Source organism: Humibacter ginsenosidimutans (genome assembly GCF_007859675.1).
In the GTDB taxonomy this organism is placed as follows: domain Bacteria; phylum Actinomycetota; class Actinomycetes; order Actinomycetales; family Microbacteriaceae; genus Humibacter; species Humibacter ginsenosidimutans.
The window spans coordinates 866,021-889,283 of sequence record NZ_CP042305.1; the positions used below are offsets into that span (position 1 = coordinate 866,021).

A 23,263-nucleotide genomic window follows, 5' to 3' on the forward strand; every position below is an offset into this window, starting at 1 on the left:
CTTGACGGTGTGCGGAGAGTTCGAGGGCGCGACACCCACGACCGACGCCGATCGGGTGATCATCCGCGCCGCGGCTGCGCGAACCAGGCTCCGCCGCGCTCCTGCACCCGGCCGTCGACATCCAGCGCACCGAGCGCCGCAAGCACGGCGGGAACCGCCAGGCCTGTGCGGGCGACGAGCTCGTCGACGGAACGTCCAGAGCGAGTGCTGAGGGCGTCGAGAAGCCGCACCACCGTTGCAGAATCCCGCGAGCCCGCCTGCTCGGCCCCGACCTGCTCCGCTGGCTCGCCCGCGAGTTCGGCGGCCTCCGCCACGGTGGTCACGCAGACGGCATCGTATTCGCGCAGGAGCCGGTGGCACCCCGCCGACGCGGGCGACGTGACCGGTCCCGGCACGGCGCCCAGCGGACGCCCCAGCGTCGACGCGTGGCCCGCCGTGTTCAGCGATCCGGACCGCGACCCCGCTTCGACCACGACGGTGGCCGAACTGCAGGCTGCGATTAAGCGATTACGCTGCAGAAACCTCCACTTCGTGGGCGCCGCGCCGCAGGGCAGTTCGGCGAGCACGACGCCGCGCTCGACCACTCTGCGCAGCAGTTCGTCGTGGCCCGACGGATAGAACCGATCGACACCACCGGCGAGGAAGGCGAACGTGAGACCGCCGCTGGCGAGAGCTGCCCTGTGCGCCATGCCGTCGATGCCGTATGCCGCACCTGACACGATGGCGAAGCCGCGATCGCAGAGACCGGCCGACAACTCCCCTGCAACATGCTCGCCGTATCCCGTGGCAGCGCGTGCCCCCACGAGTGCGACCGACGATCGTGCTCCGTTCAGTCTCTGCGGGTCGCCGAGCGCCCACAACGCGATCGGGGCGTGCACTCCGAGATCGGACGCACCACGCGGCCAATACCCTGGCGCCCCGCGTTCGTTCTCCGGGATCAACAGCCGGGCACCCACCCGTGCCGCTAGGCTCAGGGCGCGCAGGACCTCTGCGGAACGCAGCCGTGGCTTCCACCGAGCGAGGTCCTCTGCAGCCGGAGCGCACCCGCTCGTGGCCGGACCCGCATGGTCGGCATCCGCCAGCACTGCTCGCAACGCCTCCGCCGACCCCAACTCGTCGATGAGTGCGCCGGCGGCGCCGTCTCCCGGCTCCGTGATGACCGACCACGCCGCCCTGGAGAACCGCTCCCCGACGGCGGCCTCGTCGAGGTCGCCAGCCTCGCTGACGTCCGCGATGTGGCGCCGCACCGCGCTGTCGTCCAGACCGAAGACTGTCATGCGCCGACTCCTCTGCGCAGGTAGAGAGCGGCACTGACATGCTCGGAACTCGGATGCTCGTGCCCGGCGAGGTCGGCGATGGTCCACGCCACTCGGAGGGCCCTGTCGTACCCGCGCATCGTGATGGCACCGCGCTCGAGCGCACGATCGAGAACCGACGTCGATCCTCGCGGAAGCGCGCCGGAGTGTTCCCGCAGCCATGACCCGGGCACCTGCGAGTTGAGTCGCCACGGAGTTCCCGCAAGTCGTTCCGCGGCCACGGCACGTGCCAGCGCCACGCGCTCTCGGGCTTCCGCTGTCGTCGTTCCGGCCCGACCGCCGTCAAGCCTCAGCTGCACGGCGGTGACGCGGCGCACGGTGAGCCGGATGTCCACCCGATCGAGCAGCGGACCGGAAAGCCGCGACATGTACCGTCGCCGCACGGCGGGCGCGCACGTGCACTCTTCGTCGCCGACGCCGTACAGTCCGCACGGGCACGGGTTGGCCGCCATGATCAGCTGGAATCTGCCGGGAAACGTGGCGACGGCGTTCGCGCGGTGAATGCGGATGACACCGGACTCCAACGGCTGGCGCAACACGTCGAGAACCGCGCGCGGAAACTCCGGCGCCTCGTCAAGGAACAACACCCCGTGCGAGGCACGCACAGCGGCTCCGGGACGGATCTGGCCGCTTCCGCCTCCGACGATGGCGGCCGCCGTCGCCGTGTGATGCGGTGCCTCGAAGGGCGGTCGTGTCACGAGGCCTCGAACGGGCTCACCTGTCAGAGAACGAATCGAGGTCGCCTCCAGCGAGGCATCCACCCCCAGCTCGGGCAGCAGACCGGGAAGCCGCTCGGCCAGCATGGTCTTGCCTGCACCAGGCGGGCCCAGCATGAGCAGATGGTGGCCGCCCGCCGCAGCGACGACGAGGGTCTCGACGGCCTCGTCGTTGCCCACCACCTCGGCCAGATCGTGAAGCGGTTCGTCGTTCTGGTCGGGCTGCGGTCCTGCGACCCATGGGTCGACGGGGACGGGATCGAGATCTGCGCCGTGTCGAATGGCCGCGTCGCGCAACGACGTGACGGGAACGATCTGCACCCCGGGCACGAGCCTGGCCTCTTCGGCGTTCGCAGCCGGCACCATGACGCGCTCGAAGCCCGCTTTCGCCGCCCCGATCACGGCGGGCAGCACGCCTGGCGTCGGCCGAACCCGACCGTCGAGACCGAGTTCGCCCAGATGCACCATGGATGCCACGGACTCGGACGGCACGTCGCCCGCCGCCGCGAGGGACGCCAAGGCGATCGCGAGGTCGAACCCGCTTCCATGCTTCGGCAGTGCAGCCGGCGACAGGCTCACGGTGAGCTTGTGCGAGGTGAGCGGCAGACCGGAGTTCACGGCTGCCGCGCGCACGCGGCCGCGCGACTCGCCGAGAGCGGCATCCGGGAGCCCGATCACCGAGAACGCGGGGAGTCCCGACGAGATGTCGGCCTCGACATCGACGACGCTGGGCGTGATGCCCACCAGCGCGATGCCCGTCGTCCGTGCCACGGGCATCAGCAGACCCCGACCAGGTGCTCGATGATCACGTCGCGATCGGGGGTTCCGCGCGGCGCGAGCACGGCGACGGCATCGATGCGCAACGATCTCGGCACGGTCTGCGCGTCATCGCACCAGGCCACCGCCAGCCTGCGAAGGCGTGCCGCCTTGGCCGCCGTGATGGCGTCGAAGGGATGGCCGTACGCGATCGACGAGCGCGTCTTGACCTCTACGACGGCCACCACGCCGTGTCGCTCGACGACGATGTCGATCTCGCCGTGCGCGCATCTCCAGTTGCGCGCCAGGATGCGGTAGCCCTGCCGCTTCAGGTAGTCGGCCGCGAGTTGCTCGCCGCGCCGCCCCAGTTCGTCTTTGCTCGCCATGTGGTGCCTCCCCCGCCAGGGTGGCGGAAGGCATCCACGCTCAGAGCGCCGCGAGAGGCCGGTGGGGACAGAACGCAGAAATCGGCGTCTGTTCCCGCCGAGCTGTGAAGAGTCGGCATGCGCCGCGGACCGTGCAGGCGAGGCTGAAGCTGCGACGAATCAGACGTCACTCGTCGAGCGCGAGCTCCTTCGGAAGCTCGAACTCCTTGGTCGAGAGCTCCTCGATGTTGACGTCTTTGAACGTGAGCACCCGCACCGACTTCACGAACCGGTCGGCCCGGTACACGTCCCACACCCACACGTCGTGCATCGTGATCTCGAAGTAGAAGTCGTTGGCCGTGTCGCGGCGCACGAACTCCACCTCGTTGGCCAGGTAGAAGCGCCGCTCCGTCTCGATCACGTACTTGAACTGCGAGACGATGTCGCGATATTCGCGGTACAGCGCCAGCTCGACCTCACGGTCGTAATCGTCGAACTCGTCTTCGTCCATCGCCGAGAGTCTACGCTGTGGCGCCGGCCGCACCGCCCGCTGCGACGCCGTGCACCGGAGTGTTCGCGGGCGGCGGATCGACCTCCAGACCGTCGAGCGTCAACGCAGGCTGATGCCGTTCTGCGTGCAGCCAGGACAGCCTGTGCAGTTCGCTCGGCCCGAGCCTGTTGAGTGCCTCGAAGTGCTCGCTGCTGGAGTATCCCTTGTTGCTGCGCCACGCGTAGCCGGGGAACACGGCGTCCTGCTCGATCATGATTCGATCGCGGTGCACCTTGGCGATGACGGATGCCGCGGCCACCGACGCGCACGACCGGTCGGCCTTGATGCGCGGCACCACGGGCATCCTCTGCGGAAGCGCCTTGCTCAGGTAGTCGTGGTTGCCATCGAGGATGATCGTGCCGTCGAGCGGCGCGCCCGCCTGCTGCAGCGCCCGGAACGCCCTGGCGCCGGCCATGCCGAGACACGCCATGATGCCGTACGCGTCGATCTCCTGCGCCGAGGCCAGGCCGACGGCATGGTGACGCACCCAACGGATGCACCGCGGCGCGAGCTCCTCACGCACGGCTTCGGCGAGCAGCTTGGAGTCCCGCAAGCCGCGCGGCCAGCGTCCCACCTCTGCGTCGACGACGACCATGCCCACCGCCACGGGGCCTGCGAGCGCTCCGCGGCCGACTTCGTCGCATCCGATCACGGTCAGACTGCCGGCAGCGAAGAGCTCGGCCTCGAAGCGATAGTTCGGTGCGTTCGACGCGCGCTTGACCGCAGGCTTGCGAACTGCCTTCGTGGCTCGTCTGGCGGGCTCGTGGACGGTCTGATCTGTCACGCCTTCGACGATAGAACGTGTGCGCCGTGGCGCCGGGCTACTGCTTGTCGTCGTCCGCTCCGCGGAACACATCGGGGTAGTTCGACAACCAGCTCCAGTGGCTGATCGGCCAGGTGATCAGGATGGCGCGGCCCACCACGTCTTTCTCGGGCACGAACCCCTTGCCCGGCAGATTCTGATTGCGCGAGGAGTCCTGCGAGTCCCAGCGATTGTCACCCATCACCCAGAGCTCACCCTTGGGCACGGTGACGCTGAAGTGGAGGGATGCCGCCTCCTGCTCGCCCGGAGGCAGCTTGATGTAGGGCTCGACGAGCGGAGATCCGTTGACGCTCATCTGCCCGAGTGCGTTGCAGCACGACACCTTGTCGCCCGGCAGGCCGATCACGCGCTTGACCAGGTGATCATCGCTGTCGGGGGCCGCGAGACCGACCAGCGACAGCGCCCACTCGATCGGGTTCGTGTTCGACTTCTCGGTCGACGGCGGAAGCCAGCCGCCCGGGTCGGTGAACACCACGACATCGCCGCGATGGATCGGCATGAGGTTCGGCTCGAGCTCGTTCACCAGGATCAGATCGTTGACTCGGAGCGTGTCTTCCATCGACGACGACGGGATGTAGAACGAGCGGACGAGGAACGTCTTGATCAGGAATGAGACCAGAATCGCGACGAGGAAGATGATGACGAGATCGCGGATGAAGAGCTTGACGCTGCGCTGCTTGGTCTTCTTCTCCGATGCGGAGCGAGCCGAGCGGGAGGGCAGAGGTTCGTCTGTCATGTGTTCTTGAGATCCCGCAATCCGTTGCCGCAACTGTGGAGCACTCCGCGATGGAGGAGCAGAGAAACCGCGCCGTCAACGAACTGAGCTCCCGCCCCAGTGTAGGGGATCGGGAGCTCAGGATCTGCCGCGAACACGCGGGTGCGGATGCCTCTCAGGCGTCGCGCTTCTCCTTGATCTTGGCCTTCTTGCCACGCAGCTCGCGCAGGTAGTAGAGCTTGGCGCGACGCACGTCACCGCGGGTGACGACCTCGATGTGGTCGATGACCGGCGAGTGCACCGGGAACGTGCGCTCGACGCCGACCTGGAAGCTCACCTTGCGCACGGTGAACGTCTCGCGGACGCCCTCACCGCTGCGGGCGATGACGACGCCCTGGAAGACCTGGATACGGGAGCGGTTGCCTTCAGTGATGTTGACGTGCACCTTGACGGTGTCACCGGGGCGGAACTCCGGGATGTCAGAACGCAGCGAGGCCGCGTCGACGGCGTCGAGGATGTGCATGATTATTCGCTCTCTGCGCCCGCCACCGGTCGAACGCGGATCAAGTGGATGAAGTATGGATGTCGTGCCGCTCGCCGCTGTCTGAACGACAGCGCGCAGTGCGTGGCTCCCCGGAGGCAGAGCACGTGCCGCGGCACGGTCTTCTATTCTGCCACGAAGCGTGGAGGCATCCAAAACGCCGACGGACCGGTGCCGACGTGCTTCGCGTGCACGGCGGCGTCAGCGGCCGGTCTCGTGCACGATGATCACGTCGCCGTCGTCGGGCGGCGGCCGGTAGCCATGCGCCTGGCGCTGACCGGGGGCGGTGTCGGGACGCACGGATGCCTGCGCGGCCGCGCCCGACATCCTCTGCCGCCATTCGCCGAGCAGCTCCCACACCGTGAGCCAGAAGGTCGCGAGGCCGAACAGCACGGTGGCCACACCGAACGCGACACCCGTCGGGCCGAAGCAGCCGAGCCCGATGACGGCGAGATGGAACGCGACGGTGGCGACGGCATCCCACCAGCCCACAGCGCGTTCCTCGCGCACGCCCGGCCGCAGCCGAGTGAGCCCTGCCAGCACCCCGAGGAAGACGAAAAGCACCCCGGCGCCCAGGAACAGCAGGAAGAACCCGGCGGCACCGGCGCCGAAGATGCCCCAGCCGATCAGCAGCCACAGCGGAAGCACCGGAATGGCGATGAGCTGCCATCTCAGCAAAGCCCTGCGGAGCATCATGCCGCCAGAGTAGGCGCGCGGCATGCGCATCGGCTGGGATTCACGCCGCGTTCGCCCAGGGCGTCACTCCGGCGGCGGTCCCTGCGATCGAACGTGCGCTCAGTCTTCGGCGAGCAGGTCGGGACGCACCCGGCGTGTGCGCTCGAACTGCTGCTCACGGCGCCACTTCGCGATCTCGCCGTGGTTTCCGCTGAGCAGCACGGGCGGCACGTCGAGCCCTCGCCACTGCGGCGGCTTCGTGTACGAGGGGTATTCGAGCAACCCGTCTTCGTGCGACTCCTCGACGAGGCTCTGCGGGTTGCCGACCACGCCGGGGATGAGCCGCACGATCGCCTCGATCATGGCCATCACGGCCACCTCTCCCCCGTTCAGCACATAGTCGCCCAGGCTCACCAGGCGCACTCGTGCACGGCTCGCCGTGTGTTCGAACACGCGCTGATCGATGCCCTCGTAGCGACCGCAGCCGAACACGAGGTGACGCTCCTGCGACAGATGCCTGGCCGTCGACTGCGTGAAGACCTCGCCGGCGGGCGACGGGAAGATCACCACGGGATCGTCCGCGGGCGGCGCGAGCGCGGCATCCAGCGCCTCGCCCCAGGGCTCTGGTTTCATCACCATGCCGGCGCCGCCGCCGTACGGAGTGTCGTCGACGGTGCGGTGCCTGTCGTGCGTGTAGTCGCGCAGGTCGCTCACCCGAAGGTCGACGATGCCGTTCTGTCGCGCCTTGCCGAGCAGCGAGACGTCGAGCGCGTCGAAGATCGCGGGAAAGATCGTCACGATGTCGATGCGCACACCGTGAGTTTAGGGCGTGCTGTGCCGTCGCACGCCGGTGCTCAGACGCGCGAGAGGATGCTCGCCGCCTTCGTTCCCGCCGGGAGCGTGCCGTAGAGCGCGCCCCTGTCCTGGCCGAGACGCGCTGCGCAGAACGCATCCGCGACGGCGTCGGGAGCGCCCGTGAGCAGGACGGCGGCCTGCAGCGCGAGCGCGAGATCCTCCGTGAGCCGGCGGGCGTCGAAGGCGACCTCGTCGGGGTCCTTGCCCGACGCGGCGGCCAGACGGGTGTCGATCGAGCGCAGCAGCTCCGCGAGACGGCGGTCGGTGGGTGCTGCCGACGCGAGCTCGTCACGCACGGCGGCCACGGCATCCTGCTCACGGCCGATCACGCGAAGGATGTCGAGCGCGATCACATTGCCGGAGCCCTCCCAGACCGCCATCACGGGTTGTTCGCGGTACCGACGCGCCAGCGGGTAGTCCTCGGTGTAGCCGTTGCCGCCCAGGCATTCGAGCGCCTCGTAGGCATGGCCGGGGCCGCGCTTGCAGATCCAGTACTTGGCGACCGCTGTCGCGAGGCGGCGATAGGCGACCTCCGCATCCGACGCGTCCTCGTCGTGCGCCCGTGCGAGTCGGAGTGCCAACGCGGTGGCCGCCTCCGACTCGAGCGCCAGATCGGCGACCACGTTGCGCATCAGCGGCTGGTCGATGAGCGTGCGCCCGAACGCCGCACGATGGCACACGTGCCACGCCGCCTCGGCGACGGCCTGGCGCATGCCCGCCGCGCTGCCGAGCACGCAGTCCAGGCGGGTGCGTGCGACCATGTCGATGATCGTGCGGATGCCGCGCCCTGGCTCCCCCACCGCGTAGCCGACGGTCGCGTCGAACTCCACCTCGCTCGAGGCGTTGGACCGGTTGCCGAGCTTGTCCTTGAGCCTCTGGATGCGGAAGACGTTGCGCGAGCCGTCGCCCAGCACTCGCGGCACCAGGAAGCAGCCGATGCCGGCGTCGGTCTGCGCGAGCACGAGGAACGCGTCGCTCATCGGCGCCGAGCAGAACCATTTGTGGCCCGTGATGCGCCAGGCATCCCCGGCCGCGACGGCGCGCGTCGTGTTGGCCCGCACGTCGCTGCCGCCCTGCTTCTCCGTCATCGCCATGCCGAAGAGCGCGCCCGGCTTGCCTTGGGCCAGCCGGGGGTCGTAGGCGCGGCTGAGCAGGCGGGGCATCCACTCGGCCGCCAGCTCGGGCTGCCGACGCAGCGCGGGCACGGCAGCGTGCGTCATCGAGATGGGGCACGCGTGCCCGGCCTCCACCTGGGCGAAGAGCATGAACGCCGCCGCGCGGGCGACGTTCGCGCCCGGCTTGGGGTCGGCCCACGCCGACGTGTGGGCGCCCGCCGCGACGGCCGCGCCGATCACCCGGTGGTACGAGTCGTCGTAGTCCACTTCATCGACGCGGTTGCCGTGCCGATCGAAGGCCCGCAGCACGGGCTCGCGCACGTTGGCGAGCACGGCATCCCGTTGGAATGATGCGGTGCCCACATGCTCGCCGATGGCGGACAGCTCGTCGAACGCCCAGGCCGCGTCGAAGCGCGCCACGTTCTCCACGAGCGCCGCGTTGGTCGTGAACTCGTTCAAGTCGACACGGTCAGGAGCCTGGTTGGCCACCTCGTGCGTGCGGTGCGGGGTCGGGGTCGTCATCGGGTCGCGTTCCCTCCAGCCGCTTCGTCGCGGCTGCATCCATCCTCACGCAGGAGGACGTCGGGTTGCACGTTGTACCCCGCTGAGACGTACCCCTGTTGTCCGCTCAAATGCTGACTTTCGCGGCCTTCGAGATGCCGCCATAGTTGAGAGTGCTGCGGAGCTCATCGAGCTTCACGGGGGAACGTGAAGCAGCACTGGGGAGCTTGAGCCAGGGCGACATTCGGGTTGTCGCCCTGGCTCAGCGTTATTTCCGGCCCTGATCCGCGCGCGGCCGGCGCCACGCGTGAGAGCTACTCCGCCTCGGGGGCGTCAGCGGATTCGGCGGAGGATGCCTCGCCCGCCTCATCGGGTGCGTCACCCTCGTCATCGTCCGGGATGTCTTCGAACAGCCCGGGAGGCGGCGTGACGGTGACCGTTCCCGCCTTCAGGTCCACCTCCGGCACGATCGCGGAGACGAACGGCACGAGCACCTCGCCGTGGCCGGTCTTCACCGCGAGCAGGTCTTGTGCAGGCAGGTGATCGACGCGAGCGACGGTGCCGACCTCGAGGCCGTCGCGCAGCACGCGCAGGCCGATGAGCTGGTGGTCGTACCAGGCATCCTCTTCGACCGCATCGTCCTGGTCGACCCAGAGGATGGCCTTGATCAGGCTCTCGGCCTCAGTGCGGTCGGCGACGCCCTCGAAGAACCCGACGGGGTGCCCGTTGTACCAGCGCATCTCCGTGAGTGTGATGGACTTTCCGTGCCACTTCGAGCCGGTCGGAACCTGCAGGGAGAACTCCGCACCCGGCACGAAGCGATGCTCCGGGTCATCGGTGTAGAGCTCGAGTTTGATGGCGCCCTTGAGACCGTGCGCCTTGGTCAGTCTGCCGACGCGAAGCTGCTGCTTCGGCTGACTCGGCTCGGTGCTGTTGTCGCTCACCGTCAGTCGACGAGATCGACACGGACGCGCTTGCCATCGGCAAGCGCGTTCACGACGGTGCGCAGCGCCTTGGCGGTACGGCCGGAACGGCCGATCACCCGGCCGAGGTCCTCGGGGTTCACGCGAACCTCGAGGACCTCGCCGCGAGCGGATTCCTTCGCCACGACGCGGACATCGTCGGGATGATCGACGATGCCCTCGACCAGGTGCTGCAGAGCAGGAGCGAGCAAGGTATTACGCCTCGGTGCTCTCGTCGGCGGCGACCTCGGCCTCCGGCTCGGCCTTCGGGGCCGGCTTCTCGGACTTGGGCTTGAGCACCGGCTTCTTCTTCTCGTCTGCGACGAACGCGACCTTGGCCTCGCGGGTCTTGACGGTGCTCACGGCGTTCTTGTCGCCCTTGAACTTGCCCCAGTCGCCCGTGAGCTTCAGGATGGCGAGCACCTGCTCGGTCGGCTGGGCGCCGACGCCGAGCCAGTACTGTGCACGCTCGGAGTCGACCTCGATGAACGAGGGCTCCTCGGTGGGGTGGTACTTGCCGATCTCCTCGATCACGCGACCGTCGCGCTTGGTGCGCGAGTCGGCGACGACGATGCGGTAGTACGGGGCGCGGATCTTTCCGAGCCGCTTGAGGCGGATCTTGACAGCCACAATTCTCCAGTGTGTTTGAGATGTTTCGCGCGAACTGACTGCCGAGGGCGTGGGGCACACGCGGCAGGAGGTCTGATGGATGAGATCGACCACGGAAGATAGAGGGTCGTTCCGTGATTACTCGACTGACCATTCTTGCAGATCCGGGGCCCGAACGATAAATCGCAGGGGTTCGGATCCGGTCAGTACTTCGGTCCGGGCTAACCCCGACCGAAGAGCTTCTGCACCTGGGCAAGCTCATCGGCGCTGGGGGTCTTCTGTCCGCCGAGACCGAAGCCGGAGCCACCGGCATCCGAACCGCCCGGCTTGACGCCCGCTGCCAGAGCGGCGTTCTCGGCCGCGCGCTTGGCGGGGTTGCCCGAACGCGACGACTTGCCCTTCTTCTGCTGCTGCTTGCGGCCCCCATAAGAAGCCCCGGGAATCGGACCCATGCCCGGCACGTTGGGAACGCCACCCTTCGCCACGGTCTTCATCATCTTGGAGGCCTGCTCGAAGCGCTGGATGAGCTGGTTCACATCGGTGACCGTCATGCCGGAACCCTTGGCGATGCGCAGTCTGCGCGAGCCGTTGAGCAGCTTGTGGTTCTGCCGTTCCCCCGGCGTCATCGACTGGATGATCGCCTCGGTGCGCACGACCTCGCCCTCATCGAACTGGTCGAGCTGCTGGCGCATCTGGCCCGCGCCCGGCAGCATGCCGATCATCTTCTTGATCGAGCCCATGTTCTTGAGCTGCTGCATCTGCTTCAAGAAGTCGTCGAGAGTGAAACTGTCGGTCGCGAACTTCTCGGCGACCTTGCGCGCCTCGTCTTCATCGAACGCCTGCTGCGCCTGCTCGATGAGGGTGAGCACGTCACCGAGATCGAGGATGCGGCTGGCCATGCGGTCGGGGTGGAACGGCTCGAAATCGTCGAGCCCCTCACCGGTGGACGCGAAGATGATCGGCCGGCCCGTGACGGAGGCGATCGACAGCGCGGCGCCGCCACGGGCGTCGCCGTCGAGCTTGGTCAGCACGACGCCGGTGAAGTCGACGCCCTCCTGGAACGCCTTGGCCGTGTTGACCGCGTCTTGACCGATCATCGCGTCGATGACGAACAGCACCTCGTCGGGGTTCGTCGCCTTGCGGATGTCGGAGGCCTGCTTCATCAGCTCGGCATCGATGCCCAGGCGGCCGGCTGTGTCGATCACCACGACGTCGTACTGCTGGCGCTCTGCCTGCTTGACGGCATCCTTGGCCACCTTGACGGGGTTTCCCACACCGTTGCCCGGCTCCGGGGCGAACACCGGAACGCCGGCCTGCTCCCCCACCACCTGCAGCTGCGTCACCGCGTTCGGACGCTGCAGGTCGGCGGCGACCAGCATCGGGGTGTGGCCGTCTTTCTTCAGCCACTTCGCCAGCTTGCCTGCGAGAGTCGTCTTTCCTGCGCCCTGAAGGCCGGCGAGCATGATCACCGTGGGCGGGTTCTTGGCGAACTCGAGGCGACGCTGCTGGCCGCCGAGGATGCCGATGAGCTCCTCGTTGACGATCTGCACCACCTGCTGCGCGGGGTTCAGCGCCTGGTTGACCTCGTCGCTGAGGGCGCGCTCGCGCACGGTGGCGGTGAACTGCTTGACGACGTCGAGGGAGACGTCCGCATCGAGCAGCGCACGCCGGATCTCGCGGACGGTGCCGTCGACATCGGAGGCGGAGAGCTTGCCCTTGGTGCGGAGGTTCTTGAAGGTCTCGGTGAGCCGGTCGGAGAGGGAGCCGAAGGTTGCCATGGTGGGGTCAATGGTACTGGAGAGCGCTGACCGAACCCCCACAGCGAAAGGAGGCGGGAGACGCCCTATTCGCCGTCATCGACCGCCACGACATCGCCGCGGTCGTCGAAGCTCACCTGGAGCACGGCATCGGTCTCATCGGGGTCGATCGAGTAGGTGAAGACGGCGAACGGATCGTCGTCGTCGGTGCGGTCGGGCCGCAGCGCGACGCGCAGCAGCTGAAGCGAGCGCAGCACGTCCATCGCGATGTCGCCCGAGTTGTGCACGAGCAGGTCGAGCAGCGACTCCCCCATGTCGTCGACGCGCTGATCGATGTACTGCGTGGTGACCGACTCGCGCTGGCTCAGCTCGGCGATGAGCGCGTCTCTGGCACGAGCATCCAAGCCCTCGAGCGAGCGGATGACGGACGCCGCGGAATCCAGGCCGCTCGCCGACACCGCCGCGGCGTCGGGTGCACTCAACTCGACGTCGACAGCCTGCTCGCCGACCTCCACGGTCTCGGACCAGTACAGGCCGCCCGACGAATCGTCGTCGACCACCCCGAAGAAATCGTGTTCGATCGCCACGTCGCCTCCTCGTCGTCGATGCCCGGCGGTCAGCCGACCAGCTGCTGGGCGAACACGTGCGGAGTGAATCCGGTGAGGTCGCCGACGCCCTCGCCCTGCCCTACCAGTTTGATCGGCAGTCCGGTGCGCTCCTGCACGGAGAGCACGAAGCCGCCCTTGGCCGAGCCGTCGAGCTTGGTGAGCACGAGTCCCGTGACCCCGGCGTGCTCGATGAACGCCTGCGCCTGAGCGAGTCCGTTCTGGCCGGTCGTCGCGTCGAGCACGAGCAGGACCTCGGCGATCGGCGCCTGCTTCTCCACCACGCGCTTGATCTTCGACAGCTCGTCCATCAGGCCGCCCTTGGTGTGCAGACGACCCGCCGTGTCGATGATGACGATCTCGGTGCCGGTGTTCTTCGCGTACTCGACGGTCTGGAAGGCCACGGATGCCGGGTCTTGACGTTCCTGCTGCGGCCGCACGATCTCGGCGCCCGCCCGCTGCGCCCACGTGGCCAGTTGTTCGACCGCGGCTGCGCGGAAGGTGTCCGCCGCGCCCACCACCACGGAGCGGTCGTAGCCGCGCAGGAACCTCGCGAACTTGCCGATCGTGGTCGTCTTGCCCACGCCGTTCACGCCGACCACGAGCACCACGGCGGGACGCTCGGAGAGGTGCAGCGTGGGGTCGAAGCGGGCGAGGCGCTCCTCGATGGTCTCGCGGAGCATCCTCTGCAGGTCGGCGGGGTCGGTGGTGCGGTACTTGTCGACCTTCGCGCGCAGCTCCTCGACGATCGCCTCCGTGACGGCGGGACCGAAGTCGGCGGTGATCAGCGCGGTCTCGAGGTCGTCCCACGTCTGCTCGTCGATCGTGGGCTTGACGAACATGCCGCGCAGCGCGCCGGCAAGCGACCAGGAGCGTTCTGCCATGCCGACAAGCCTAAGGGCGAGCACGGGAAGAACGCGCCCCTGCTGATCCGGCCGGCACGATCGTGCGACGATGAGCTGTCGAGGGGGGCCAACACATGACCGCATGGCTCGGCGTCGTGTCACGAACCCACGTTCTTCGTGCTGTGCGGCTGGGCGTCGCGCAGTTCAACCACGGCAAGCGTGCGCCGGTCGCCCGGCTTCGACACGGCGACACCGTGATCTACTACTCCCCGCGCACCGACTATCCGGACGGCGTTCAGCTGAGGGCGTTCACGGCGATCGGCACGGTCGTCGATGACGAGCCCTGGCAGGCAGACGAGGGCGACTTTCGCCCGTGGCGACGTCGCATCGACTATCGGGATGCGACAGAGGCACCCATCGCGAACCTGGCCGGCCGGCTCGACCTCACCCAGGCGGCGAACTGGGGCTCTGCACTGCGACGGGGGCACGTGGTCCTCACCGACCACGACGCAGCCGTCATCGAGCAGGAGATGTGCGGCTGATCCGGGCCGAGTGTCGGATGTCTGCCGTACGGTCCCACCCATGGTCTCGTCATCCGAACTCCGTTCGCTTCGTGCCCGGCTCCGCGGCAGGCTCGTGCTTCCCGAAGACGACGGGTATCGCGACGCGGCGCGCGCCTGGAATCTCGCCGTCGAGCAACGACCGGCCGCGGTGGTCTACCCCGCCGACGTTCCCGATGTCCAGGAGCTGGTGCGTGCGGCCGCGTCGACCGGTCTGAGCGTCCTGACTCAGCCGAACGGCCACTCGGCGGCCCTGCCGTTGGACGACGTGATCCTCGTGCGACCCGTCGCGTTCGACGAGGTCGCCGTGGACACCGACCGACGGATCGCCCGGGTGGGGGCAGGGGCCAACTGGGGGCGCGTCCTCGCCGCGCTCGACGCGACCGGACTCATCGCCCTGGCCGGCAGCAATCCCGAGGTCAACGCCGTCGCCTATTCGCTGGCCGGCGGGCACTCGCTGTTCGCTCGCGCCCACGGGCTTCAGTCGCCGACGCTCACCGCCGTCGAGCTGGTTGATGCCTCCGGCGAGTTCGTGCGCGTCACCGAGCAGAGCGACCAGCGCCTCATGTGGGCGCTGCGCGGCGCGGGCGGGCTCTTCGGCGTGGTCACCGCGATCGAGTTCTCGCTGTTCGACGGCGGCGAGCTGTACGGCGGCAAGCTGGTCTTCCCGCCCGAGGCGGCACAGCGTCTGCTGACCACGGTCTTCGACGTGGCTCGCGCTCAGCCGACGCTCGGGCTGTCGTTCGGCATCGTGAACTTTCCGAACGCACCCGTGGTGCCGGAGTCGTTGCGCGGCAAGACTCTCGCGTCGGTGGACGTTCTGCACATCGGCGGCGCGGAGACCGGTGCGCCGCTGCTGGAGCCTCTGCGTGCGGCCGGCACCGTGCTGTCCGACACGATGCAGGTCTTCGGCATCGGCTCGCTCAGCAGCGTCGCCGCCGAGCCGACGGCGCCGATGCCGTATCAGGACTGGGGAAGGGCCTCGAACGGGTATGACTCCGACTCGGCGGAGTCGCTCGTGGCGGCATTCGGTGAAGCGAGTGCACTCGGACTCTCGCGGCTCGAGGTGCGCCCGTTCGGCGGAGCGCTGCTCGGCGGGGATGCCGAGCACGCGATCGCGGCGCGAATCGATGCCGCCTCCTACGTCGGGGCGAGCGCCATGGCGCCCGACGCCGAGGCCGTCTCGCGCGCGCGATCGTCGTTCGCCCCGCTCGACACCGCTCTGGCGGCGACGCCGGCGACGGGAAACGTGCCGACCTTCTTGTCGAACGGCTCCTCGCTCGCCGATTCGTTCGCACCGGCGGCGCTCGAGCGGTTGCGCGCCTTGAAGACCGAGCACGACCCGCAGAACGTCATTCGGGGGGCACGGCCGCTCTCGAGCTGAGAGCGGCTCGGGTCGCGCACACGCGTGATCAGGCGGATGCGCGCTCGGCGGATCCGCCTGCTGGAGCGCCCACGACCTCTCGCGATGCCCGTGTGTCGGCATCCCGGTCGGCCACGCGCTGACCGACGACGGCGGAGACGCCGTCCTGGCGCATCGAGACGCCGTACAGCGCGTCGGCGATCTCCATGGTGCGCTTCTGGTGCGTGATGACGATGAGCTGGCTGTCGGCACGCAGGTCTTCGAACGTGGTGAGCAGGCGTCCGAGGTTCGCGTCGTCGAGGGCGGCCTCCACCTCGTCCATGATGTAGAACGGGCTCGGCCTGGCCTTGAAGATCGCCATGAGGAACGCGACGGCCGCGAGCGATCGCTCGCCTCCGGAGAGCAGCGAGAGGCGCTCGATCTTCTTGCCCGCCGGACGCACCGACACCTCGATGCCGGTCGTGAGCAGGTCGTCGGGATCGGTGAGCATGATGCTGCCGCTGCCCCCGGGGAACAGCACCGGGAACACCTCGGCGAACGTGCGCCTGGTGTCCTCGAATGCGTCGGCGAAGATGCCCTGCATGCGCTCGTCGATGTCGGCGATGATCGTCAGCAGGTCTTTGCGCGTGTTCGTGAGGTCGGTCAGCTGCTCGGTGAGGAACTTGTGGCGCTGTTCGAGTGCGGCGAACTCTTCCAGCGCAAGCGGATTGACTCGACCGAGGCGCGACATCTTGCGCTCGGCATCCTGCAGGCGCTTCTCCTGTTCTGCCCGCACGAACGGCCGGCCCTCGCCGTCCTCCACCTCGGCTGGCAGCATCACCTCGGGCCCGTACTCGGCCACGAGCACGTCCTCGACGAGACCGAGCTCGTTCCCGGCCCGCTCGAGCAGCCCGGAGAGGTGCAGCTTCTTCTCGTAGATCTGCAGCTCGAGCCCGTGCACGCTCTCGCTCACCGCCTGCAAGCGGTCTCGAAGGGTCGCCTCGTCACGGCGCAACGCGACGATCTCCTCGTTCTGCTCCGCCCTGGCCGCCTCGGCCGCGGAGAGCTCCGTGCGCGCCTGGCTCACCGAACGATCGACGGAGTCGAGAACGCGGGGCAACGCTGCGATCACGCTCTCGGCCGCCTCCACCTGGTGGCGCCTGATCACCTCGCGACGTGCGGTCTCGGCGGCCGCCGCACGCTCGGTCTCCTGACGTTTCAGCAGAGATGCCGTGCGCGATTCCTCCGCACGCACCCGTTCGCGCGCGGTCTCCGCCGCCAGTCTCGCCTGCACCTCGACCTCACGGCAGGCGTCGAGTTCGCCCGACACCGCATCGCGCTCGCTGACATCGAGGATGGGGCGGGGCTTGGACGCGTGCGTCTCGTGAGCCCGTTTCGCCGCCGAGGCGGCCTGCTCCGCCTCCTCGACCTTGGCGCGCGACTCGACGATGCCGCGCTCGATGCGCTCGGCCTCGGCGTTCGCCGCCTCCAGCTGCGCGGTCAGTCGACTCGTCTTCTCGGATTGCTCCGCAAGCTGCGCGTCGTACGACCGCAGCTGCGTGAGCGCCGCGGAGGACTGCTGCTTCGCCGCCTGCAGCGCCTCTCGTCGAGCATCGTGCTCGGCCTTCGCCACCCCGATGGCCGTCTCGAGCTCGGTGAGGCGTTCGGCCGCGGCATCCCGCTCGGCCAGCAGCTCGATGCGACCGGCTCCCGTGCCGGAGCCGCCGCGGAGCGTGTACTTCGACAGCACCTCGCCCGCGCGGGTGACGAGCACCGAGTCGCCGCCTGCGAATGACGGCCACAACTCGTGCGCCTGATCGAGGTCGTCGACGACGAGCACGTGCCGCAGCAGCTCCCGGATGCTCGGGGTCGCGTCAATCAGCAACTCCTCGGCGACCCTCGCGTTCCTCGGCTTGTTCGCGATCGCGACCAGAGCGGAGCTCGCCTGACGGCCCTCGATGACGAGCTCGATCGAGCCCAAGTCTTCGTGTGACGCGTACCGGGCCGCCGCGACGGCGGCGTCGCGGTCGGCCACGATGACGGCATCGGCGAGGGTTCCCAGCACGGCGGCGATCGCGGCTTCGAAGCCCGGCTCCACCTTGATCAGGTCTGCCACCCGGCCGTGGACGCCGGAGCGCCCGGCAGCGATGAGAGCAGCGGAACCGTCCCTGGCCTCCAGTGCCCGGCCGAGCGCCTTCGCCTGTCCCGACAGCGCGTCACGCTCGCGCTCCAGCGTGCGCAACTCGTCTCGGAGGCGTTCGATCTCGGCCTCGGATTCGAACACCGACGCCTGTGCCAGCTCGTATGCCTCGGCCAGCTCCGTCTGCGCGTCGGGCCCGAGCGGTGAATCGCCTGCACTGTCGGCGAGTGCCTCCTCTGCGGCGGTGCGCCGCTGCTCGGCGGCCTCCAGCTGGTTCTGCTGTCGCAGCAGCTCGCCGCGTACCGCGGCCAGTCGTTGCGCGGCGGCATCGCCCTGCCCCGCGAGCTTGGTGAGCTCGAGGTCGTGCTGGGAGACGAGGGCACTCTGCGCCGCGATCTGCTCGTCGACGGAGTCGAGGCGGGCACGCGCGGAACGCGTGGCCGCCTGCGCAGTGGTGACAGCGGCATCCGCATCGCCGACGCCCTCGCGCAGCTGTGCTGCCTCCGCCTTGGAGGCCTCGATCATGTCCGGCGTGACGGTGCGCGCCGATTCCGAGAGCTGCGCCTGCGACCCGAGCAGCGCGAGGCGTTGATTGGCGAGGGTGAAAAGCGACCGGAGGCGTTCCTGCACCGACTCGAGAGCGAATGCCGTGCGCCGAGCGCCGTCGACGGCATCCCCGACCTGCTCCTGCTCGATGCGGGCGATGCGCAGCTGCTTCTGCTCGAGCTGCTCCTGCAGCACGATGCGTTCGCTGTGCCGCTGCGTCTCGTCTTTGGAGAAGTCGTCGAGCGCGGCGCGCAGCCCGACGACGTTGTCGGCGAGCAGGCGCGCCTTCGCGTCGCGTACCACGGCGGCGATGGTCTGCGCCTCGCGCGCCACCTCGGCCTGCGCGCCGAGCGGCTTGAGCTGACGCCGGATCTCCCCCGCCAGATCGCTGAGCCTGGTGAGGTTGGTCTGCATCGCCTCCAGCTTGCGCAGGGTCTTCTCCTTGCGCCTGCGGTGTTTGAGGATGCCTGCCGCCTCTTCGATGAAGCCGCGCCGGTCGTCGGGGCTCGCGTGCAGCACGGCATCCAGCTGACCCTGCCCGACGATGACGTGCATCTCCCGGCCGAGACCGGAGTCACTGAGCAGCTCCTGCACGTCGAGCAGGCGGCACTGCTTGCCGTTGATGGCGTACTCGCTTCCGCCGTTGCGGAACAGCGTGCGGCTGATCGTCACCTCGGAGTACTCGATCGGCAGGGCGCCGTCGGCGTTGTCGATGGTGAGCGTGACCTCGGCGCGACCGAGCGGTCCCCTCGTCGAGGTGCCGGCGAAGATGACGTCTTCCATCTTGCCGCCACGCAGGGTCTTCACGCCCTGCTCCCCCATCACCCATGCGAGCGCGTCGACGACGTTGGACTTGCCAGAGCCGTTCGGGCCCACGATGCAGGTGACACCCGGTTCGAAGGCGAACGTGGTCGGCTGGGCGAAGGACTTGAAGCCCTTGAGCGTCAAGCTCTTCAGATGCAACCGGTTTCCCCCTCGCGTACCGCCGCCTTCCCGCGCGCCGCCCGGCGAGAAGCCGTCTCTACGGTACCCGACCGGCGGCGCCGCGCCCGGCAGGCGAGCCGATCGCACACGTTCGGAGACACGAACGCGTTCAGGTGCGCGAGCATGGAACGAACCGCGCTGCACGACGAGAGGGGACGCCCATGCAGCTGACGATCGACCGGGTCGTCGTTCCCGAGAGCATGGCCGACGACGGCGGCGACTTCGCGGCGTTCGTCGACGTGGGCAACGACTGCGCGCTGCACCTCTGGAACAACGACGACTTCGTCTACGACCCCGCCGACCAGCTCGCCTGGTTCCGCCCCAGCCCTTTTCGGCTGAGGATGCTCTATCTCGGGCGTCTCGACGCCGATCCGGTCGGAAGGCTGCTGGTCACGGTTCCGGTCGACGAAGACGCCACAACGGCCGAGATCGAGGTGAACGTCATTCCGGCCGCACGACGACACGGGATCGGTGCGGCCTTGCTCGCGAGGGGCGAAGAGCTGGTGGCGGAGGCCGGACGCGTGGACGTCTCGGCGTTCACGCAGCACGTGCTCGCGGGCATCCCGCATGACACGCGAACGCTGATGCCGATCACGGGACCGAGCGGAGTTCCCGCCGACGACGACGCGACGTTCATGGTCGGCAAGGGCTACGCGCTCGGCCAGGTCGAGATCGTCAGCCGCCTCGGAGTGCCGTTGCCCGCCGAGTTGCGCGAGCGACTGGACCACGACGTCGATGCACACGCGCACGGATATCGCATCGCGACGTGGTGGCAGCGCTGTCCCGATGAGCTCATCGACGGGTACGCCGCCGCCCGTGCCCGCATGGTGCTGGATGTTCCGCACGACGGCATCGCTCTCGACTCCGAGCACTGGGATGCCGCCAGAGTGCGCGACGAGGAGCAGCGCCATCTCGACTCGGGCGAGCCCGCCCTCGTGGCGGCCGCCGTGCACGAGGCGACCGGCGCAGTGGTGGCGTACACGATCCTGCTCGTCGCACAGGGATCGACGAAGGTCGAGCAGTGGGACACGCTCGTGGTCGCCGGGCACCGCGGTCACCGGCTCGGGCTCGCCGTGAAGCTCGCGAACATCGATGCGCTGGCACGCATCGCGCCCGGAGTGGATCGGATCCTCACCTGGAACGCCGGCGAGAACGCGCCGATGCGCGCGATCAACGAGGCCATGGGGTTCGTGCCGTACGCGCTCGACGGCAACTGGCAGAAGCGGCTGGAGGACCCGGCATAGCCTGAACGCATGCCACGGGACACGATGCGCGCCGCCGTGATCCACGAGCTCGGCGCGGCCGACACGATCCACGTCGAGCGCGTACCGGTGCCGACGCCGGGACGCGGTGAGGTGCTGGTGCGCGTGACGGCGACCGCCGTCAACCACGTCGACACCTTCGTGCGCAGCGGTGTGTACCGCACGCCGATCAGCTTTCCGTTCGTCATCGGGCGCGACCTCGTCGGAACTGTCGAGGGGCTCGGCGACGAGGTCGATCACCTCCAGCTCGGGGACGCCGTCTGGTGCACGAGCCTGGGCCACGGCGGGCGCCAGGGCGCGGCGTCCGCGTTCGCGATCGTCTCCCCCGACCGGCTCTACCCCGTGCCTCAGCAGGTGGATCCGATCGAGCTCGTCGCCCTCGCGCACCCGGCGAGCACCGCCTGGCTCGCGTTGTTCGAGCACGGAGCGCTCACGGCGTCGCACACCGTCGTCGTCGAGGGCGGCGCGGGAAATGTCGGGGCCTGTGCCATCGCCCTCGCCCTCGCCGCGGGTGCCGTCGTCGTCGCGACGGCGGGCGCGCGATCGTTGGATGCCCTGCGCGCGGCGGGCGCGCAAGCCCTCGACTACCGATCTCCGCGCCTTCGCGCCGAGCTTCGCGCGAGCCTGCCCAACGGCGCCGACCTCTGGCTCGACACGTCGGGCACGCTCGCCTTGACGGAGACGGTCCCGCTGCTGGCGGAACGGGGCCGGGTCGTGCTGGTCGCGGGGGCGGCGCGCGAAGACACGCTGCGGTTCGGCGACCTCTACATGCACGACCGTGCCGTGGACGGGTTCGCGATCAGCAACGCCACTGTCGACGAGTTGTCACGGGCCGCTCGCGCGGTGGGCGAAGCGCTGGCGAACGGCATCCTGCGGGCTCCGGACATCCAGCGCCTGCCGCTCGAGCGTGCGGCCGAGGCCCACGCCGCCCTGGAAGCAGGGAAGGTCCGCGGCACGCGGATCGTGCTCGTCACCGGCTGAGCGGCTCACGGCGACGCGCTGCGACGTGTGGCCCCCACCAGACCCGGCCGACGAGTATCGACGCTCAGGCCCCCGTCGAAGCCGATGGGGCCGGCGTGCTCGTGGAGGACGTCTTCGGCGTCTTCGGGGTTGACAGACGGCTTACACACGTGTCGAGACGCGTCTTCTCCTTGTCGGCCGCGGCCTTGACACGGTCGCCGTAGCCGCCGGACTCGGCCTTCGACACGATCGCCTTCACATCGTTGATCCTGGCGTCGCCACTGGCGGCTCTGGCGGCCTTCAGGTCTGTGCGCAACGCGGAGGGCAGCCTGTCCCAGGCCTCCCTGACCCCGGCGATCGTCTTCTTGTCCTTCGCGGCGGCCTCCACCGCCGACCCGTATCCGCCGGACTGGGCCTTCTTCAGCACGCTCTGGTAGGCGTCGTGTCTCGCGGTCTTCGACGACTCGTGCCGTGCGGCCGCCAGGTCCTTGCGCATCGCGTCGGGCAGACGGTCGTAGTCGCGCTTGAGACGGAAGACATCGGCGCCGCACATGCGGCCCTTGTCCGTGCCCGAACTGCTCGATGCGGCGAGCATCGACACGGCGGCCGCCTGGTGGGTGGATGTCGTCGGTGCGCTCGGGGGCAGCGCCGCGGCCGCGACGCCACCGATCAGCGCCGCGGCCGTCGCGATCCCCGCCACGGCCAGCGCCATGCGGTCTCGACCCGCCATCCGCCTGCGAAGCGCGCTGCCGGGCTCCCCGGCACCGGCCGTCCCGGTCGCAGTTCCGGCGATCTGCCGGCGCCCCGACGCGTTGTCGTCACTCTTGTGCATCTCATTCCCTTCTCGATGTCCGTCATCCGACCGGCCGAATTCCTCGAAAGGCGCAGTCGCGACACTGATGAGCGTGGCAAGTCGATGTGCGGCATTCGTGGGGCGAGTGTTCGAGGAATGTAAGCGTTGCCTGAGAGGCCGACTCCCCCGGTCTCGCGCCCCAAGGGAAGTGACTTGAATGGAGGGCATGGACACGCCAGCCGGCCTCGTGATCGTGGTCGAAGACGAGCGCGCGATCGCCGACCTCGAGAGGCTCTATCTCACCCGCGCCGGCTTCGGCGTCGATGTGGTCGCCGACGGCACCTCGGCGCTGTCGGCCATCCGCACACGACGCCCGGTCGCCGTGGTGCTCGACGTGGGTCTGCCCGGCGTCGACGGCGTCGAACTGTGTCGGCGGCTCCGCGCCGAGGACGACTGGACGCCGATCATGTTCGTGTCGGCGCGCGACGACGAGATCGAACGTCTGGTGGCCCTCGAGCTCGGTGGGGACGACTACCTGACCAAGCCGTTCTCGCCTCGCGAGTTGGTCACCAGGCTCAAGGTGCTGCTGCGCCGCACCTCCGGCGGGCCTCTGCGTCACGACGTGCGGCTGGGGCCGCTCGTGCTCGACCAGCACACCAGGTCCGCCACGCTCGACGGGCTGCCGCTCACGCTCACCGCGACGGAGTTCGACCTGCTGTCGTACTTCGCCAGATCTCCTGGCCGCGTCTTCACGCGCGAGCAGCTGCTCGCCTCGGTGTGGGGGCACGCCGACTACGCGTCAGGACGCACGGTCGACGTGCACATCGCCCAGCTGAGGGCGAAGCTGGGAGCCGGATCGGGCATCCGCACCGTGCGCGGCGTCGGATATGCGATCGACGCACCGACTGTTGCCGCCGGCAGCGCGACGGGATCGGCGACGCTGACCGACCCGGGCGAACCGATCGGCTGA

General features: G+C 69.0%; 23 protein-coding genes. 5 read left to right on the forward strand and 18 right to left on the reverse strand.

Going from position 1 to position 23,263, the window contains the following annotated elements; all coding sequences use genetic code 11:
• Positions 1-59: 59 nt before the first annotated feature.
• The 16 genes from dprA to ftsY form a co-directional block, all read right to left on the reverse strand.
• Complete coding sequence (gene dprA, locus FPZ11_RS04205; protein ID WP_146318636.1) at positions 60-1,277, reverse strand: DNA-processing protein DprA; 1,218 nt, start codon at positions 1,275-1,277, stop codon at positions 60-62.
• A complete protein-coding gene (locus tag FPZ11_RS04210; protein WP_146318638.1) occupies positions 1,274-2,809 on the reverse strand; it encodes a YifB family Mg chelatase-like AAA ATPase in 1,536 nt (511 codons plus the stop codon). Before FPZ11_RS04210 ends, dprA begins: the two co-directional genes overlap by 4 nt.
• The gene (locus tag FPZ11_RS04215) at positions 2,809-3,174 is read right to left on the reverse strand and encodes a YraN family protein (protein WP_146318640.1); all 366 of its coding nucleotides are present in this window, start codon (positions 3,172-3,174) and stop codon (positions 2,809-2,811) included. The genes FPZ11_RS04210 and FPZ11_RS04215 overlap by 1 nt, the downstream gene beginning before the upstream one ends.
• Positions 3,175-3,340: 166 nt before the next feature.
• On the reverse strand, positions 3,341-3,664 hold the full coding sequence (locus FPZ11_RS04220) for a DUF2469 domain-containing protein (protein WP_146318642.1): 324 nt from the start codon (positions 3,662-3,664) through the stop codon (positions 3,341-3,343).
• Between the two features lie 10 nt (positions 3,665-3,674).
• Positions 3,675-4,487, reverse strand: a complete 813-nt coding sequence (gene rnhB, locus FPZ11_RS04225) for a ribonuclease HII (RefSeq protein WP_367889430.1) — start codon at positions 4,485-4,487, stop codon at positions 3,675-3,677.
• A gap of 37 nt (positions 4,488-4,524) precedes the next feature.
• Entirely contained in the window at positions 4,525-5,262 is a 738-nt protein-coding gene (gene lepB, locus FPZ11_RS04230) for a signal peptidase I (protein WP_146318645.1), read from the reverse strand.
• 154 nt (positions 5,263-5,416) lie between these two features.
• Positions 5,417-5,764 carry a 50S ribosomal protein L19 gene (gene rplS, locus FPZ11_RS04235; protein WP_146318647.1) on the reverse strand — a complete coding sequence of 116 codons (348 nt, stop codon included), beginning with the start codon at positions 5,762-5,764 and terminating at the stop codon, positions 5,417-5,419.
• A 219-nt stretch (positions 5,765-5,983) separates the two neighbouring features.
• Positions 5,984-6,478, reverse strand: a complete 495-nt coding sequence (locus FPZ11_RS04240) for an MFS transporter permease (RefSeq protein ID WP_146318650.1) — start codon at positions 6,476-6,478, stop codon at positions 5,984-5,986.
• Positions 6,479-6,577: 99 nt separating this feature from the next.
• Positions 6,578-7,270, reverse strand: coding sequence for a tRNA (guanosine(37)-N1)-methyltransferase TrmD (trmD, locus tag FPZ11_RS04245; RefSeq protein WP_146318652.1), 693 nt, complete (start codon positions 7,268-7,270; stop codon positions 6,578-6,580).
• Between the two features lie 41 nt (positions 7,271-7,311).
• Positions 7,312-8,949, reverse strand: a complete 1,638-nt coding sequence (locus FPZ11_RS04250) for an acyl-CoA dehydrogenase family protein (protein ID WP_210415944.1) — start codon at positions 8,947-8,949, stop codon at positions 7,312-7,314.
• A gap of 293 nt (positions 8,950-9,242) precedes the next feature.
• On the reverse strand, positions 9,243-9,872 hold the full coding sequence (gene rimM, locus FPZ11_RS04255; RefSeq protein WP_146318656.1) for a ribosome maturation factor RimM: 630 nt from the start codon (positions 9,870-9,872) through the stop codon (positions 9,243-9,245).
• 2 nt (positions 9,873-9,874) lie between these two features.
• Positions 9,875-10,102 carry an RNA-binding protein gene (locus FPZ11_RS04260; RefSeq protein ID WP_146318659.1) on the reverse strand — a complete coding sequence of 76 codons (228 nt, stop codon included), beginning with the start codon at positions 10,100-10,102 and terminating at the stop codon, positions 9,875-9,877.
• 4 nt (positions 10,103-10,106) lie between these two features.
• Entirely contained in the window at positions 10,107-10,520 is a 414-nt protein-coding gene (gene rpsP, locus FPZ11_RS04265) for a 30S ribosomal protein S16 (RefSeq protein WP_146318661.1), read from the reverse strand.
• 200 nt (positions 10,521-10,720) lie between these two features.
• Complete coding sequence (gene ffh, locus FPZ11_RS04270) at positions 10,721-12,277, reverse strand: signal recognition particle protein (protein ID WP_146318663.1); 1,557 nt, start codon at positions 12,275-12,277, stop codon at positions 10,721-10,723.
• Between the two features lie 65 nt (positions 12,278-12,342).
• Entirely contained in the window at positions 12,343-12,843 is a 501-nt protein-coding gene (locus FPZ11_RS04275) for a DUF2004 domain-containing protein (protein WP_146318665.1), read from the reverse strand.
• Between the two features lie 29 nt (positions 12,844-12,872).
• Complete coding sequence (gene ftsY, locus FPZ11_RS04280; RefSeq protein ID WP_146318667.1) at positions 12,873-13,745, reverse strand: signal recognition particle-docking protein FtsY; 873 nt, start codon at positions 13,743-13,745, stop codon at positions 12,873-12,875.
• A gap of 95 nt (positions 13,746-13,840) precedes the next feature.
• Between ftsY and FPZ11_RS04285 the strand changes: the two genes are divergently transcribed.
• Positions 13,841-14,248, forward strand: coding sequence for an EVE domain-containing protein (locus tag FPZ11_RS04285; RefSeq protein WP_146318669.1), 408 nt, complete (start codon positions 13,841-13,843; stop codon positions 14,246-14,248).
• A 40-nt stretch (positions 14,249-14,288) separates the two neighbouring features.
• The gene (locus FPZ11_RS04290) at positions 14,289-15,650 is read left to right on the forward strand and encodes an FAD-binding oxidoreductase (RefSeq protein ID WP_146318671.1); all 1,362 of its coding nucleotides are present in this window, start codon (positions 14,289-14,291) and stop codon (positions 15,648-15,650) included.
• A 28-nt stretch (positions 15,651-15,678) separates the two neighbouring features.
• Here the strand turns inward: FPZ11_RS04290 and smc are convergent, their stop codons facing one another.
• Positions 15,679-19,257, reverse strand: coding sequence for a chromosome segregation protein SMC (gene smc, locus FPZ11_RS04295; protein WP_146318673.1), 3,579 nt, complete (start codon positions 19,255-19,257; stop codon positions 15,679-15,681).
• Between the two features lie 182 nt (positions 19,258-19,439).
• On the opposite strand from smc, the gene FPZ11_RS04300 reads away from it, so the two are divergent.
• Both FPZ11_RS04300 and FPZ11_RS04305 read left to right on the forward strand, forming a co-directional pair.
• Positions 19,440-20,522, forward strand: a complete 1,083-nt coding sequence (locus FPZ11_RS04300) for a GNAT family N-acetyltransferase (RefSeq protein WP_146318675.1) — start codon at positions 19,440-19,442, stop codon at positions 20,520-20,522.
• Between the two features lie 9 nt (positions 20,523-20,531).
• Positions 20,532-21,521 carry an alcohol dehydrogenase catalytic domain-containing protein gene (locus FPZ11_RS04305; RefSeq protein ID WP_210415945.1) on the forward strand — a complete coding sequence of 330 codons (990 nt, stop codon included), beginning with the start codon at positions 20,532-20,534 and terminating at the stop codon, positions 21,519-21,521.
• Positions 21,522-21,585: 64 nt separating this feature from the next.
• Here FPZ11_RS04305 and FPZ11_RS04310 read toward each other — a convergent pair whose 3' ends face one another.
• Positions 21,586-22,332 carry a hypothetical protein gene (locus FPZ11_RS04310; RefSeq protein ID WP_146318677.1) on the reverse strand — a complete coding sequence of 249 codons (747 nt, stop codon included), beginning with the start codon at positions 22,330-22,332 and terminating at the stop codon, positions 21,586-21,588.
• A gap of 187 nt (positions 22,333-22,519) precedes the next feature.
• Here FPZ11_RS04310 and FPZ11_RS04315 point away from each other — a divergent pair, with 187 nt between their 5' ends.
• Positions 22,520-23,263, forward strand: coding sequence for a response regulator transcription factor (locus FPZ11_RS04315; RefSeq protein ID WP_146318679.1), 744 nt, complete (start codon positions 22,520-22,522; stop codon positions 23,261-23,263).

What these genes read in the sequence shown, in the direction of transcription:
- FPZ11_RS04310 (WP_146318677.1), bottom strand. Translation starts at nt 22,332, where the DNA reads ATGCACAAGAGTGACGACAACGCGTCGGGGCGCCGGCAGATCGCCGGA.
- lepB (WP_146318645.1), bottom strand. Translation starts at nt 5,262, where the DNA reads ATGACAGACGAACCTCTGCCCTCCCGCTCGGCTCGCTCCGCATCGGAG.
- dprA (WP_146318636.1), bottom strand. Translation starts at nt 1,277, where the DNA reads ATGACAGTCTTCGGTCTGGACGACAGCGCGGTGCGGCGCCACATCGCG.
- rplS (WP_146318647.1), bottom strand. Translation starts at nt 5,764, where the DNA reads ATGCACATCCTCGACGCCGTCGACGCGGCCTCGCTGCGTTCTGACATC.
- FPZ11_RS04290 (WP_146318671.1), top strand. Translation starts at nt 14,289, where the DNA reads ATGGTCTCGTCATCCGAACTCCGTTCGCTTCGTGCCCGGCTCCGCGGC.
- FPZ11_RS04210 (WP_146318638.1), bottom strand. Translation starts at nt 2,809, where the DNA reads ATGCCCGTGGCACGGACGACGGGCATCGCGCTGGTGGGCATCACGCCC.
- ftsY (WP_146318667.1), bottom strand. Translation starts at nt 13,745, where the DNA reads ATGGCAGAACGCTCCTGGTCGCTTGCCGGCGCGCTGCGCGGCATGTTC.
- ffh (WP_146318663.1), bottom strand. Translation starts at nt 12,277, where the DNA reads ATGGCAACCTTCGGCTCCCTCTCCGACCGGCTCACCGAGACCTTCAAG.
- FPZ11_RS04315 (WP_146318679.1), top strand. Translation starts at nt 22,520, where the DNA reads ATGGACACGCCAGCCGGCCTCGTGATCGTGGTCGAAGACGAGCGCGCG.
- FPZ11_RS04250 (WP_210415944.1), bottom strand. Translation starts at nt 8,949, where the DNA reads ATGACGACCCCGACCCCGCACCGCACGCACGAGGTGGCCAACCAGGCT.
- FPZ11_RS04300 (WP_146318675.1), top strand. Translation starts at nt 19,440, where the DNA reads ATGCAGCTGACGATCGACCGGGTCGTCGTTCCCGAGAGCATGGCCGAC.
- FPZ11_RS04305 (WP_210415945.1), top strand. Translation starts at nt 20,532, where the DNA reads ATGCCACGGGACACGATGCGCGCCGCCGTGATCCACGAGCTCGGCGCG.
- FPZ11_RS04240 (WP_146318650.1), bottom strand. Translation starts at nt 6,478, where the DNA reads ATGATGCTCCGCAGGGCTTTGCTGAGATGGCAGCTCATCGCCATTCCG.
- FPZ11_RS04215 (WP_146318640.1), bottom strand. Translation starts at nt 3,174, where the DNA reads ATGGCGAGCAAAGACGAACTGGGGCGGCGCGGCGAGCAACTCGCGGCC.
- FPZ11_RS04285 (WP_146318669.1), top strand. Translation starts at nt 13,841, where the DNA reads ATGACCGCATGGCTCGGCGTCGTGTCACGAACCCACGTTCTTCGTGCT.
- FPZ11_RS04220 (WP_146318642.1), bottom strand. Translation starts at nt 3,664, where the DNA reads ATGGACGAAGACGAGTTCGACGATTACGACCGTGAGGTCGAGCTGGCG.